Raw genomic sequence first — 14,369 nt, 5'->3', positions numbered from 1 at the left:
GATGAGCCTCTAACACTAGCGGCTCATCAAGATACTTTGGAGATAACGCACGGGTCACGAAGTGTGTCCAAGCGTGTGTTTTTTATCCTTAACATGAACAGAGGTAGCGATGAGTACAGAAACCAGCAAAGAGACACTTGGCTTTCAAACAGAAGTTAAACAATTACTGCACCTCATGGTGCATTCGTTGTATTCGAACAAGGAAATTTTTCTTCGTGAGTTGATTTCTAACGCATCTGATGCCGCTGAAAAATTGCGCTTCGAAGCGGTCTCTAAGGGTGATATTTACGAAGGCGATTCTGATCTTAAAATCCATATCACCTTTGATAAAGACGCTAAAACGGTGACGATTGAAGACAATGGCATCGGGATGACTCGTCAGGAAGTGATTGATCATCTTGGTACTATCGCTAAGTCTGGAACCGCTAGCTTTTTATCCAATATGACGGGTGATCAATCTAAAGATTCTCAGTTGATTGGGCAGTTTGGTGTGGGTTTTTACTCCGCCTTTATTGTGGCCGATAAAGTTGATGTATTTACGCGCCGTGCAGGTGAGGCGATTACCAATGCTGTTCATTGGTCGTCCATGGGTGAGGGCGAATTCACGATAGCGACCACTGAAAAAGCGGGACGTGGTACACGTATCGTATTGCACCTGAAAGAAGGTGAAGAAGAGTTTGCAGATGGATGGCGTTTACGCTCGCTTGTACGCAAATACTCTGACCACATCAGTTTCCCAGTGCTGATGCAGAAGGATACGCCTGCGTTGGATGCCGATGACGAAGATGGCGAAAAAGCTGAGGTTTCAGCGGTGCCTGAGTTTGAGTCAGTCAACCGAGCAACAGCGCTTTGGACGCGTAGTAAATCTGAAGTTAAAGATGAAGACTACACTGAATTTTACAAGCATATCTCTCATGATTTCACCGACCCGTTGACTTGGTCACATAACAAGGTTGAGGGTAACCTTGAATACACAAGCCTGCTCTATTTACCAGAGAAAGCTCCTTATGATTTATGGAATAGAGAAGCCCCCAAAGGCTTAAAACTCTATGTTCAGCGCGTTTTTATTATGGATCAGGCCGATCAGTTCTTGCCCCTATACTTGCGTTTTATCAAGGGAGTTATTGATACCAATAATCTATCTCTGAACGTTTCTCGCGAGATTTTGCAAAAAGACTCTAATGTCGATAAGTTGCGTACTGCCTTGACTAAGCGTGTGCTGGATATGCTATCCAAGCTTGCGAAGGATGATGCTGAAAAATACAGTACTTTCTGGAAAGAGTTCGGTCAGGTTCTGAAAGAGGGCCCAGCTGAAGATTACTCTAATCGCGAAAAGATTCTTAAACTGATGCGCTTTGCTTCAACGCATACAGGAAACTCAGAGCAGTCTGTAAGCCTTGAAGATTATATTGCCCGTATGAAAGAGGGGCAAGAAAAGATCTATTACGTGGTTGCTGATAACTACAACACGGCTAAAAATAGCCCGCATCTCGAAATCTTCCGTAAAAAAGAAATAGAAGTACTCTTGCTCACTGATCGCATTGATGAGTGGATGATGGGGCAGCTCTTCGATTTTGATGGTAAGTCTTTCCAAGACGTGACGAAGGGTGAGCTGAATCTTGGTCAGGTTGAAACCGAAGACGAGAAAAAACAGCAGGAAGAAACCGCTAAACAATTGGATGGCCTGATTGAGCGGATCAAGCCTGTTCTGGCTGAGCAGGTGTCGGATGTGCGAGTAACGCATCGTTTAACGGACTCACCTGCGTGCCTTGTTCTTGGTGACTACGACATGGGTCTACAGATGCGTAAGATTATGGAAGCGGCCGGTCAGAAGGTTCCAGACACCAAGCCCATTTTTGAGCTGAACCCAGAACATCCATTGATCGTAAAACTTGATCAAGAGCCTGATGAAGAGCGTTTCTCCGAGCTGGCTAAAATCCTGTTTGATCAAGCTCAGATTGCAGCGGGGGGGCAGTTAGATGATCCTTCGGCCTACATTGCTCGATTGAATAAGCTTTTGTTGGAGTTGAGCGCTTAATATCTGCTTTTACTAAAAAGCCTGATGCAGTTTTATGGCAGCATCAGGCTTTTTTCGTTCTAGATGATCCAAAGCAAAAACCAGAACTTAATCTATCGATTTGTTGGCTCTTCTCGGGTATCCTCGGGTTAAATAGCTGTCGATGAGGTTATAAAAATGAAAAAAGTGCTTTCATCAGTAGGTGTCATAAGTTTATGTTTAAGTGCTTCAATCGCATGGTCACAAGATGACTTACAAGGCATCTTAGATCGCCATTGTCTAGCGTGCCATAATGCAGGTTTAGCAGGTGCCCCCAAAATGGATGATGTAGCTGCTTGGGCCCCTCGGCTAGAAAAGGATTTAGATGCCCTAACTCAAACAGTCATTTCCGGAAAAGGGGCTATGCCGCCTAAAGGAACTTGCTTTAGTTGCTCTGATAGTACACTTAAAGCAGCCGTTGAGCTGATGATTCAGCCGTTTAAATAATCATAGAGTAAATGAATTTGTCCTATGTCTTATCGACCTAAAGGGAGGTGAGTACTCAGGGTTTTTCAAATATCGAGGTGAAGTATGTCAGAGGAGCAAACGTTTCCTGAGTCTTGTTTTGCGTCTGTTCTAGCGGTCACGGCGGACTGTGTTTTCATAATTAAAGATCAGTGTATCCAGTATGTGAGTGTTGGCGATGAGGTGTGGCTCAATCCTGATTCAATACGTGGCTTATCAATTGAAAGTGTGTTGTCAGACGTAATTTTAACAACGTTGCGTGAGCAGATATCCACTGCAAAAGATTCCGGAGAAGTAAGCAAGGCTCGCTATATTTTTCGTCCTGAGCATTTGCCTGAGCTGAAAACCTTGGGTTTGTCGGAAACCATTTGGTTTGAAGCGCGTTTAAGTTGTGTCGATTCTGACACTTATGTCTGGGCTTTGCGTAACATTAATGATCGGAAGAAGTTAGAGCGTAAGATAAGCCATCAAGCTCAGCGTGATTCATTAACGGGTGCTTATAACCGAAGGGCGCTAATACCTGTTATGGAGCAAAATATAGCGCAAGCGCAGCGTTATGATGGTATTTGCAGTATGTTGTTGATTGATATTGATGATTTTAGTCGCATAAATGATGATTTTGGCTGGGATGCGGGTGATCAGTTGTTGCGTCAAATTGTTACCTCGCTTTATCAAATGAAACGTACCGCTGATTTCTTGGTGAGGTTTGGCGATGATCAAATTGGGTTGTTTTTGCCAGAAACAAATCATGAGCAGGCCGTTCTTGCTGGTGAACGTGCGCGCCGTTTAGTCGGTGAGTTGGACATTCCTTCTGCATCAGGTAATGTCTCCTGTACAGTCAGTGTAGGGGTCTCAAGCTTATCAGGTCCTGAAGATACGGCTGCTGAAATGATGAAGCGAATTATTGAGAATCTTGCAATTGCCAGACATTGCGGTGGAAATCGAGTTGAAGGCGATTCTTAATTATTTGTATGCTTAACTTAACAGCACCAAGTCCAATTGAATAACTGGACTTGGTGCTTGTCGTTTAGTCAATACGTGCCTTGAGGGCATTGATGAGCTCTGACATTTCCACATCGGTGCCAATGGTGATTCGTAAGAATTGATCAATTCCTGCGCGCGTGAAATGACGAACAAGAATGTTTTTGTCTCGCAAATACTGCATCAGCTCTTTGGCATCATATTTGGGGTGAGAGGCGAAGATAAAGTTTGCCGCTGAGGGTAAAACATTAAAACCTAGATCGACCAGTGCGCTTGAAGCATGATCGCGTGTGGACTTAATGCGTTGGCAGGTGGCTTGGAAGTAAGTTTCATCTTTCAGCGATTCAGTTGCTGTGGCGATGGCGAGCATGTCGAGTGGATAGGAGTTAAAGCTATTCTTGACTCTTTCTAAGCCTGCAATGAGTTCGGGGTGGCCAAAAGCACAGCCAACTCTCATGCCTGCAAGCGATCTGGATTTTGAGAAAGTATGTGAAACAAGTAGATTTGGGTATTGATTGATTAAAGAAATAGCACTTCTTGCGCCAAAATCGACATAGGCTTCATCAACCAATACAAGTGTTTCTGTATTGCGTTTCAGTAAGGTTTCAATTTCATCCAAGCCGATAGCTATGCCAGTTGGGGCATTTGGGTTGGCAAAAATAATCCCTGTGTTTTCGGAAGTGTAATCATCAAGATTGATTTCAAAATTTGCATTCAGCGGAATTTTTCTGGCTTCTATATTTAGTAAGTCACAATACACTTCATAAAAGCTATAGGTTGTTTCTGGCATTGACAGGGGTTTTCCATGACGGAAAAAAGCCATGAATGCCAAGGCTAGAACTTCATCCGAACCATTTCCAACAAACACTTGAGATTTATCGATTTTATGATATTCCGCCAATCCTTGTTTTAGGATGGAGGCATCAGGGTCTGGGTATAAACGCAATCGTGAGGTGTCGAATTCGCGAATGGCGTTTGTGACCGCTGGCGCGGGTGGGTAGGGGTTTTCGTTCGTGTTGAGTTTAATTAAATTCAACACTTTTGGTTGTTCGCCTGGCGTGTAGGGAACGAGTGAGCGAATTGCCGGACTCCAAAACTTACTCATAATGCAATGCGTCCCGTCAAAAGTAAAAAATACGACTATTCTAACAAAATAGAGCAGCTTAACGCATCTGTTTAGATGCTCGGTGTTCTGCTCATCGAAAAGAGTGGGGGGGTTAGTTTAAGCTGTCTTCGCTGCGGTCTAGAATACCAATGTCTAGCATTGGCGCGGCATCTATATGATGGGCATCCAGCATTTCTACAACTCGCTGGAAGGACGCCAGAATCATTGATTGTTCCCATGCTTGTAAGTGGTCAAACTGTTTAATGAAAACATCTTGCAGCGTGGTGGGCGCAGATTTAAGCAGTTCGACGCCTTCATCAGTCGTCACGACGTGCACTTTACGTTTGTCGCTTTGACTGCGCTCGCGTTTTACCAATAGTTTCCGTTCTAAACGATCCAGAATACTGGTAACGGTTGCTTGTGTTAAGTTCATCTCCTTCGCTAATGAGCCTACTGTAATAGGCCCTTTCGATTCTAATGTTTGCATTAATAAAAGCTGCGGTAGGGTAAGACCTGTCATGCGGCTAAGGTGTTTGTCATACATATCAGTTGCTCGAACTATCTGACGTAGCATGACTAAGAGTTCTTGACTTTTTTGCATAAGGCTCGCGCGATCGGGTTGGGTGCTAGGTGACAAAATCTGAGTGTGATTTTTAACCTTATTCGCTTTGTATTGCAAACTTATCATTGTCAAACCTTCTGGTATTATCCAATGCAATTCTATTGAATTTTATGGGTGATTGTCTGTTGTTTAGACCCCCTTAGTCAGCATTACATCCCTTTTATGCCCGTATTTAGGGTTGAAATAACCTTTGTATTATGTTTTATAATAAAAAGCATTGAAATGCAAATATATAGAAAGGCTATGAATATTACTCAATTAAACTTTTGTAAACCCGAGCCAGCGGATGGCCCAGCTTTGCATGCGTTGATTAAACGCTGCCCACCTTTAGATACGAATTCAGTTTATTGCAACCTTTTGCAGTGCTCTGACTTTGCACAAACCTCGATCGCTGTGAAGTCAGCCGATGGGGGGTTGTTGGGTTTTGTATCAGGCTATGTGCCCCCAGGTCGTCTGAAAACATTGTTCATTTGGCAGGTTGCCGTAGCACCTGAATGCCGTGGTCAGCAGCTTGCAAAGCGTATGTTGCATGCATTGGTGAGGCGCGTATCTGCAGACAAAGGCATCGCGTATTTAGAAACGACTATAACACCAGGCAATCAAGCATCTGAGGCATTGTTTGAGCGTTTCTTTAATGATTTGTCTGCGCCAGTAGAAACATCTGTTTTGTTTTCAAAAGAGCAGCACTTCAACGGGCAGCATGAAGATGAGGTTTTGTATCGAGCAGGTCCTTTCATTGTTCAACAAAGCGACACGATGCAAAACAGCACGACACAAACACACTAACAAGTAAAAGGGAGTCAAGTATGAATATTTTTGAGCAATTGGAATCTTGTGTACGTACCTATTCACGTTCATTTCCAGTGGTTTTTAATCGAGCGAAAGGCGCGTCTCTTTTTACAGAGGCAGGGGCTGAGTATGTGGATTTTTTGGCGGGTGCGGGTACTTTAAACTATGGCCACAATCACCCTGTGCTGCAAAAAGCATTGGTTGACTACATCTTATCAGATGGTATTACGCATGGGCTTGATATGTACTCCAGTGCAAAAGAGGCCTTTTTAAATACCTTCCATGACATTATTTTAGAACCAAGGGGAATGGGGGATTTTCGAGTTCAGTTTACAGGTCCGACAGGTACAAACTCTGTAGAGGCAGCGTTGAAGTTGGCCCGTAAAGTGACTGGTCGAAGCGAAATTATTTCGTTTACGAACGGTTTTCATGGCGTATCAGGCGGAGCTTTAGCTTGTACGGGGAATGAACACCATAGAGGGGGGATGGGGGCTTCTTTATCAGATGTTACTCGTATGCCCTTTGATGGCTATTTAGGTGAAGGGGTAGATACCACTGAATATTTAGATAAGGTTCTATCTGACCCCAGCAGTGGTGTTGACCATCCCGCGGCGGTAATAGTAGAGACTATCCAGGGTGAGGGCGGTTTAAATGCGGCTTCCTATGATTGGTTAAGAAATTTAGAACGTGTTTGCCGTAAGCATAAAATGTTACTAATAGTGGATGATATTCAGTCAGGATGTGGTCGTTCTGGGCGCTTTTTTAGCTTTGAGGATGTAGGCATTAAACCTGATATTGTGACGTTGTCAAAGTCACTCAGTGGTTACGGTCTTCCTTTTGCTCTGACTATTTTCCGTAGTGAGCTAGATCAATGGTCTCCTGGCGAGCATAACGGAACCTTCCGTGGTAATAACCATGCATTTGTAACGGCGACGGCGGCATTCAAGACATTCTGGAAAGATGATGTGTTTGCGAGTGAGGTTAGACGTAAAGCCGAAATGCTCAGAAAGGGTTTATCCGATATTATTCGTAAACATGGCTTCAAAACCATGACGCTCAAGGGGCGTGGTTTAATGAGTGGTATCGAATGTGAAACGGGTGAGCTTGCAGATCGAGTAACCAGTTTGGCGTTTGAAAAAGGATTGGTAATAGAGACCAGTGGTGCGCATGGGCAGGTCGTTAAGTGTTTGGTGCCTTTAGTTATCACGGATCTGCAGATTGAGTTTGGCTTGGGCGTGTTGAACGAGTGTTTTGCGCAAGCGCTTTCAGAGCAGCAAAGAAAAGCATCTTAATTAGAATCTGAGGAGAGTTGTATGATTGTAAGGCATTTGAAGGACTGTGAAGCCTCTGAAAGGCGTGTTGTTTCAGAAAATTGGGAAAGCACAAGGATGTTGTTAAAAGATGATCAGATGGGGTTTTCATTCCATATTACTACAATTTATGCCAATACTGAGACACATATTTGGTATCAGAATCATTTGGAGTCTGTGTATTGTATGAGCGGAACGGGTGAAATTGAAACCTTAGCTGATGGAAGGGTGTATCCAATTGAACCAGGGATGTTATATATACTGGATCAGCATGATGAGCATCTATTGCGCGCAACCACGGAGATGAAGATGGCATGCGTTTTTAATCCGCCTCTGAGTGGTAAAGAAGTACATGATGAAAACGGCGTTTACCCCGTTGATGACTCGAAATAGTGACAGGAGTTGGCATGCACACAGTTGAAAAAATTGGCGGCACGTCCATGAGCCGCTTTGACGAGCTGTTAAGGACTATTTTAATTGGTGAGCGTCAAGGTGCTGAGCTATATCAGCGAATCTTTGTTGTATCCGCCTATGCTGGGATAACAAACCTTTTACTGGAGCATAAAAAAACAGGTGAGCCGGGTGTCTATGCAAGCTTTGCTGAAGCAGAGAATGAGGCCGCTTGGATACAAGCACTAGAGGTGGTTCGCTCAAAAATGCTAGAGATCAATTCGAGCCTGTTTGAGCCAAGTGTGTGTGTGCATTCAGATACATTTATTAGCACGCGAATTGATGAGGCAATTGCATGGATGAAGAGCTTGCAATCTCTATGTGCTTGCGGCCACTTCCAGCTCGACGAGCATTTACTGAAAGTGAGAGAAATGCTGGCGTCTCTAGGAGAAAGTCATAGTGCGTTCAATACGGTTTTAGCGTTGCAAAATGAAGGTGTTAATGCCAAATTGATTGATTTGTCGGGTTGGCATCAGAGTCAGCCTAAGTCCTTTGACGAGACAATTATGGAGCATTTTACTAACGTTGATTTGATGACTGAGTTGCCGATTGTAACAGGTTATACTCATTGCACAGAAGGTGTGATGAGAGTGTTTGATCGCGGTTATAGTGAAATGACCTTTAGTAAAATAGCGACATTGACCCAAGCGGCTGAGGCAATCATTCATAAAGAGTATCACTTAAGCAGTGCAGACCCTGCTGTGGTAGGTGTGGATAAAATTGTGACCATAGGGCGCACAAATTATGATGTTGCGGATCAGTTGTCTAACTTGGGGATGGAAGCAATACATCCAAAAGCTGCAAAAGGATTGCGTCAAAAAGGAATTAAGTTGCGGATAAAAAATGCGTTTGAGCCTAATCATACTGGTACTTTGATTACCCAAGATTATAAGAGTGCCGAGCCTTGTGTTGAAATCATAGCCGGGCGTCGCAATGTTTTCGCGATTGAAATCTTTGATCAAGACATGCTAGGGAACGGTCAATACGATATTGAACTATCGGTACTTTTGCATCAATTAAAATTGTATGTTGTTAACCGAGATTCGGATGCGAATAGTATTACGTACTATGTAGCTGGCTCGCGGAAAATGGTTAACAGGGCTGTTCGTTTAGTTGCTGATGCGTATTCAGGTGCAGATGTTACTTTGCATAAAGTGGCCATTGTGTCTGCCATTGGTTCGGATCTTAAAGTCTCGGGAATTTTAGCGAAGACAGTATCTGCATTGGCCAAAAATAATATTAGCATCCAAGCTTTGCATCAATCGATTCGGCAGGTTGAGATGCAGTGTGTAGTGGATGAGGACGATTACGAAGGTGCGGTTAAAGCCTTGCATCATGCGCTCATTGAGCAAGAAGACCATGGTGATGTGATTTGTGCAGCGGCTTAATTGTTTAGTTACGCAAACTAGCCGGATGTATGTAATCCGGCTAGTTTGAAGAAGTGATCAGGCGTTAGAGGCGATCATCTACGACATCAAAGACGTCACTTATTTGTTTCATTAAGCGACGTTCTTCCATAAGGTCTTCGATTTGACGGCGACGCTTACCATTGTATTTCAAACGGCTGCGCCCAGTATCTTCATCTTCTGAAAATTGTTCGTTCCAGTCCTCTATCTCATCAATAGGGACCTGATCGACACGGATTTTTGTGCCCATCGGCTCTGCTCTCACAGACAAGTGTTAATAAATAGCAATTTAATTGCTGGTATCCAAGTTTAAGGTTCAAAACGTGACATAAGCTCATGTCCTGCTTTATCTCTCCTTAAACGGGAATATAGTGCTGAAATGGTAACTAGCAAAATTGAAATATTTTATAAGACGGATTTAAATAGTCTATAAAAAACTATTTATGTCGGTTCTAAGGGTTGTGATAGCAAAAAGCAGGCGCTAGGCCTGCTTTTTTTAGATCTTGATTATGATAATTAGAGGGTAATTACATCGCCTGAGCATCCGCAAGATAGGGCTTTCAGATCGTTAGTGAAGCTTAGGTCAAAGTCAGAGATTAGATTGTCAGTCGCATCGTCTATAAAGTTGATCTCTTGGAAGTTCTTTGCCTTCATGGTGGCATTGCTGGTCAAATCTGTAATGTATTGGTAACCCCATTTAGATTTGATTGAGAAGTTGTCGGCATCTCCAATAATATTCAATACATCATGGCCCCATCCGCCATTGGCATAGCTACCATTTTCGAAAGAACCTAGGGTTAGCGTATCATTACCAAGACCAAGATCTACTTTGCCTTTGTTGTTGCCAATGTAAACCTGGTCTTGTCCTGCACCAGTGTTCACGCAGCCAGCATTGGTCCCAATCAGGACTTTGTCGTCACCAGACCAGCTTTTAAATACTTTATTGAGTGTTCCGATGCTCGCTTCATTGTTGCCAAAGCCCATGTCGATGTAATTAGCAGATCCACCAACGTACACTTTATCGTTACCTAAGCCTGCAAAGATTTTGTTGGCATTTCCTTCAATCCAAACGACATCGTCTTTTGCGCCTGTACGAATGATTCCAGTTGAGTCACCACCAACATAGAGATCATTGGATCCAAGTGCAAACCATGCACTTTTCAGGTTACCTTCGACCATCACTTGGTTGTCACCCTTCCATGATGTGATCTTGCCAGCATTTCCACCGACGTAGAGTTGGTCGTTGCCACTGCCTAGAGAAGTATACTTGGCGTTTTGATCGACAACCACCGTATCGTTACCTGAGCCTGCGAAAATGAGTTTGGAGTTGCCACCGACCTCGATGCAATCGTCGCCACTGCCCAAGAAAGCAAGTTTAGAGTCTCCGCCAATGAGTACTGTGTCTTCACCAGACCCTGCGGATACTAGCTTTGAGTTACCATCGATTTTGACTTTGTCATCTCCTGGACCTGCAAACACCAGCTTAGAGTTACCGCCTATTTCAAGCTCGTCATCACCAAAACCTAAAGAAACAAGGCCTGAGTTACCTTCAACTTTTACAGTGTCATTGCCAAATCCAGCAAAAATGATCCCAGCGCTGCCGGCAACATTTAGCTCGTCATCGCCTTTTCCAAGAAAGGCTTTGCCGAGGTTGCCGTCCACATTGATTGTGTCGTCACCGGATCCTGCAAACACTTTTTTCAGGTCTCCTCCGACATTTAATTCATCATCGCCTTTGCCTAGGTATACATGTCCTGCATTACCATTAACATTGATGGTATCGCTTCCGGAGCCTGCACTGATGAAGTCAGCATTCCCAGAAACATTAAGTGTGTCATCACCCGCTTTGAGCTTTGCAATATTTACATTACCGTCAACAGTAATCTGATCGTTGTCTTTAGTACCAATCACTTTTTGACCGTTACCAGTCAGTAAGTTAACGATGCCTTTGAAGAGAGACATGTCTTTGCTCCTTGTTAATTAATATAGATTGGTGAAACATTATCGAAATTATAGACCACAAACGTATTGTACTAATATTGTACCTCGAGATTTAAACAACCGACGTTATGTCAATCCTCAATAAAAGATCTAGCTAAAGTATTTGTGATTGGCTGGGTCAGGTACTGAAGCAGGGTTCTTTGCCCAGTATTGATCAAGACTTCTGCTGGCATGCCAGGGACTAATACGAGTTGGTGGTCTTTTAGCATTTGGTATCCGGTTTCTGTCAGTTCTAAACGGCTTAAAAAGTAGGGTGCACCCGTTTGTTCGTTTATGAGTCGATCTGCTGAGATATGAACGACTTGGGCTTGAATAACAGGAGTTGTTGCTGCTTTAAAACTGCTGAAGCGAATATCTGCCAGTTTGCCCGTAAACACTCGATCTATGTCTACTGGCGATATTTGGGCTTCAATAATTAAGTCCACAGTATCTGGAACAATATCCATGATCTGAATGCCAGGCTGAACAACGCTTCCTATGGTGTTTACTTTCATACCTATGACGCGACCTGATTCTGGTGAAAAAACATGTGTTCTTTCAACCCGATCTAAAATTGCTTCAAAGCGTTTTCTTAGGTCAAAAATTCGAGTTTGAACTTCTGAAATTTGATTGACTATCTGTGTATGATATTCTTTTTCAACCAAAAGTATCTGTAGCTGCGTTTCGCCTTGCTGGACACGAATACCTGCTATCATTGCCCGATTTTCGGCAACTTCTCCCTGAAGTTCTGAGATGTTGCGTTCTACTATTTTCAAGCGGTGGCGATCAACAAAGCCATTGGCGAGTAAGCGATTTAAGTCTTGAAGCTCAGATTGGTAGGATGAAATTAAGGATTGTTTGCTCCGAGATATTGCTTCCAAACCTCGTATTTGCTCTTCATATTGGTTGATTCTTTGTTTTAATACGTCAATTTCACCTTGGTGCGAGTTTTGGCGCGCTGTAAATAATTGCTGCTCATTGGTTAGCGTCTCTTCTACTCTAGCGTCTGTTTTATCAAAGTCATCTGGAAAGGTAATCGAGTCGAGTTTATCGCGCTCTGCTCGCAGTCTTGCTTCACTGGCTCGGCTGGCAAGCAGTTGGCCACCGATAATGTCCAGTTCTGCGCGAAATTGCGTATCGTCTAGAGTAAGCAAGAGGGCACCCTCATCAACCCAGTCACCTTCTCGTACATGAAGAGAGTTAACGCGTCCCCCTTCATAGTGTTGAACAGTCTTTCGATAATTTTCAACAGTGACGATACCTGGCGCGTGTGCAGCGCCTTCGAGAGGGGCTAGGCTGGCCCAGGTTCCAAAAACACCGAAGGTAAGCAATAAAAGAATATAACCTAAGCGCTTAGGGTGCCTGTCAGACAGTGCGTGTGCAGTCTCTGCATCTTCAGCTGATATTATTGGCAGATTTGAGGGGGGGACTGGTAGTTTCATGTCTATTCCGCCTCTTTTGTATCTGATGTGGTTGGGCTGTTTTGCTGGCTGATTTGTCCTGCGTTGGCTTTATTCAGTTCTGCAATGACTCTGTCTCTAGGTCCATAGAGTGTGAGGGTTCCTTGATTTAAAACCATGAGTTTGTCGACAAGGCTGAGAACATTTGTTCGATGGGTGATGATAAATACTGTTGCGTGAATGCGTTTTAAATACTTCAATGTTTGTGCAAGCGCGGCTTCTCCTTGATGATCTAAATTTGAGTTAGGCTCATCGAGTACTACAAACTTTGGCTTCCCATAAAGTGCGCGTGCAAGGCCAATTCGTTGGCGCTGACCGCCGGATAGAGTGCCTCCCTGCGCGCTGATGTACGTATCATACCCGTCTGGAAGCCGAAGAATCATGTCATGAACACCCGCTAATCGTGCCGCTGTGACAACTTCTTTGGGATCTGCTTTGCCAAAGCGAGCAATGTTGTCGCTAATGGTTCCTTCAAAAAGCTCTATATCCTGCGGGAGGTATCCAATATGAGGGCCAAGCTGTTCACGATCCCATGTAAAAATATCTGCGCCATCAAGTCTGATTTTACCGCTTAACGCCGGCCAAATGCCCAATAGGGCTCTAGCAAATGTGGACTTTCCGGCTGCACTCGGGCCAATGACGCCAATCATATCGCCGGGCGCGACATAAAAAGATAAGCCTTTAAGGATAGGGACTCGAGACCCAGGTGCGCAGATGACTGCATTTTCAGCTGTAATTTCACCAACTGGCTCAGGTAACGACATTTGTTCATGCGGACCTATATCACTTTCAATTGTATCGCGTAAGCGCGCATACTGTTCTCTGACCGTAATAAACTGCTTCCAAACGCCTATCATTTGGTCTATCGGAGCTAAAGCACGTCCTAAAAGAATAGAGCCAGCAATCATCATTCCGGGTGATATCGCCTGTTGTAAAGCTAAGTAGGCACCTAGCCCTAAAACGAGTGATTGAATGACAATCCGAAAGGTCTTGGATATGGAGGATAGAACAGCAGCTCGTTCATTTGCGAGAATTTGAAAGGCTTGTGCAGATTTGTTTTTAATTGACCATCGATTGCGAATGTGGGAAAGCATACCCATGGATTCGATGACTTCGGCGTTGTGCAGGTTTTTACTAACGGAGCTTGCCGCTTGAGTAAGCTCTTTATTTGCAGCGGCTTGAGCGGCTTGTGTGACTTTTTCGTTGATTACCGCTAAACCTGTTAAGACAATAACACTCGCAAGAGCCATGCTGCCTAGCCATGGATGAAATAGGTATAGAATGAATATGTAGACAGGAACCCAAGGCGAATCGAAAAACGCAAACAGGCCATTGCTCGATAAAAATTGACGGATTCCGTTGAGATCTTTAAGAGGCTGGGAGGATACTAATGTACCTCCTGAATACAGCGCTTGCCGGTAGCTGACATTAAACATCTTTGGGGATAGTTGATGGTTTAAGCGGTTGCTAACCTTTTGCATTATGCTGGAGCGGACCCATTCCAGTATGCCCATTGTTGTTAGTAAAACCACCATAATGAGTGTCAGCATTAGAAGTGTTGATTCACTACCACTTGCAATCACGCGGTCATACACTTGCAGCATATATAAAGCAGGAACAAGCATCAAAAGATTGATACAAAGGCTAAAAACTCCGACGTGAATAAAACTGGAACGACAGCGTTGAATTGCCGAATCAAGTTCCGTTTGTTTTTCGCGCATGAAAATCTCCGTATGTTCGGTTAG

The 14,369-nt window shown here is 43.8% G+C and carries 13 protein-coding genes; 7 read left to right on the top strand and 6 right to left on the bottom strand.

Annotated features, from left to right (window positions below; translation table 11 throughout):
- The first annotated feature begins 109 nt into the window (after nucleotides 1-109).
- The 3 genes from htpG to DN062_RS06510 all read left to right on the top strand — a co-directional run bounded on the left by htpG (nucleotide 110) and on the right by DN062_RS06510 (nucleotide 3,484).
- The gene (htpG, locus tag DN062_RS06520; protein WP_112158534.1) at nucleotides 110-2,038 is read left to right on the top strand and encodes a molecular chaperone HtpG; all 1,929 of its coding nucleotides are present in this window, start codon (nucleotides 110-112) and stop codon (nucleotides 2,036-2,038) included.
- Between the two features lie 156 nt (nucleotides 2,039-2,194).
- Complete coding sequence (locus DN062_RS06515) at nucleotides 2,195-2,503, top strand: c-type cytochrome (protein ID WP_112158533.1); 309 nt, start codon at nucleotides 2,195-2,197, stop codon at nucleotides 2,501-2,503.
- A gap of 84 nt (nucleotides 2,504-2,587) precedes the next feature.
- Nucleotides 2,588-3,484, top strand: a complete 897-nt coding sequence (locus tag DN062_RS06510) for a GGDEF domain-containing protein (protein WP_112158532.1) — start codon at nucleotides 2,588-2,590, stop codon at nucleotides 3,482-3,484.
- A 64-nt stretch (nucleotides 3,485-3,548) separates the two neighbouring features.
- Here the strand turns inward: DN062_RS06510 and hisC are convergent, their stop codons facing one another.
- Together hisC and DN062_RS06500 are read right to left on the bottom strand one after the other, a co-directional pair.
- Nucleotides 3,549-4,607: a histidinol-phosphate transaminase gene (gene hisC / locus DN062_RS06505; RefSeq protein WP_112158531.1), complete on the bottom strand. Its 1,059-nt coding sequence runs from the start codon at nucleotides 4,605-4,607 to the stop codon at nucleotides 3,549-3,551.
- A 112-nt stretch (nucleotides 4,608-4,719) separates the two neighbouring features.
- Nucleotides 4,720-5,295, bottom strand: coding sequence for a MarR family winged helix-turn-helix transcriptional regulator (locus tag DN062_RS06500; RefSeq protein ID WP_338039967.1), 576 nt, complete (start codon nucleotides 5,293-5,295; stop codon nucleotides 4,720-4,722).
- A gap of 177 nt (nucleotides 5,296-5,472) precedes the next feature.
- Between DN062_RS06500 and ectA the strand changes: the two genes are divergently transcribed.
- The 4 genes from ectA to DN062_RS06480 are packed head-to-tail and all read left to right on the top strand — an operon-like array spanning nucleotide 5,473 to nucleotide 9,166.
- Nucleotides 5,473-6,015 (top strand): diaminobutyrate acetyltransferase, encoded by a 543-nt coding sequence (gene ectA / locus DN062_RS06495; RefSeq protein WP_112158530.1) that lies wholly within the window; start codon nucleotides 5,473-5,475, stop codon nucleotides 6,013-6,015.
- Nucleotides 6,016-6,035: 20 nt separating this feature from the next.
- The gene (gene ectB, locus DN062_RS06490; protein ID WP_112158529.1) at nucleotides 6,036-7,310 is read left to right on the top strand and encodes a diaminobutyrate--2-oxoglutarate transaminase; all 1,275 of its coding nucleotides are present in this window, start codon (nucleotides 6,036-6,038) and stop codon (nucleotides 7,308-7,310) included.
- A gap of 21 nt (nucleotides 7,311-7,331) precedes the next feature.
- The gene (locus DN062_RS06485; RefSeq protein WP_112158528.1) at nucleotides 7,332-7,721 is read left to right on the top strand and encodes an ectoine synthase; all 390 of its coding nucleotides are present in this window, start codon (nucleotides 7,332-7,334) and stop codon (nucleotides 7,719-7,721) included.
- A gap of 14 nt (nucleotides 7,722-7,735) precedes the next feature.
- Nucleotides 7,736-9,166: an aspartate kinase gene (locus tag DN062_RS06480; RefSeq protein WP_112158527.1), complete on the top strand. Its 1,431-nt coding sequence runs from the start codon at nucleotides 7,736-7,738 to the stop codon at nucleotides 9,164-9,166.
- Nucleotides 9,167-9,230: 64 nt separating this feature from the next.
- Here DN062_RS06480 and DN062_RS06475 read toward each other — a convergent pair whose 3' ends face one another.
- The 4 genes from DN062_RS06475 to DN062_RS06460 all read right to left on the bottom strand — a co-directional run bounded on the left by DN062_RS06475 (nucleotide 9,231) and on the right by DN062_RS06460 (nucleotide 14,345).
- Complete coding sequence (locus DN062_RS06475; RefSeq protein WP_112158526.1) at nucleotides 9,231-9,434, bottom strand: PA3496 family putative envelope integrity protein; 204 nt, start codon at nucleotides 9,432-9,434, stop codon at nucleotides 9,231-9,233.
- A 266-nt stretch (nucleotides 9,435-9,700) separates the two neighbouring features.
- Nucleotides 9,701-11,146, bottom strand: coding sequence for a calcium-binding protein (locus DN062_RS06470; RefSeq protein WP_112158525.1), 1,446 nt, complete (start codon nucleotides 11,144-11,146; stop codon nucleotides 9,701-9,703).
- A gap of 110 nt (nucleotides 11,147-11,256) precedes the next feature.
- The gene (locus DN062_RS06465) at nucleotides 11,257-12,606 is read right to left on the bottom strand and encodes an HlyD family type I secretion periplasmic adaptor subunit (RefSeq protein WP_112158524.1); all 1,350 of its coding nucleotides are present in this window, start codon (nucleotides 12,604-12,606) and stop codon (nucleotides 11,257-11,259) included.
- A gap of 2 nt (nucleotides 12,607-12,608) precedes the next feature.
- Nucleotides 12,609-14,345, bottom strand: a complete 1,737-nt coding sequence (locus DN062_RS06460; RefSeq protein ID WP_112158523.1) for a type I secretion system permease/ATPase — start codon at nucleotides 14,343-14,345, stop codon at nucleotides 12,609-12,611.
- Between the last annotated feature and the right edge of the window lie 24 nt (nucleotides 14,346-14,369).

The organism is Nitrincola tibetensis (assembly GCF_003284585.1).
In the GTDB taxonomy this organism is placed as follows: domain Bacteria; phylum Pseudomonadota; class Gammaproteobacteria; order Pseudomonadales; family Balneatricaceae; genus Nitrincola; species Nitrincola tibetensis.
Note: the sequence above shows the minus strand (reverse complement) of the source record. Positions and strands in the feature narration are given on the sequence as shown.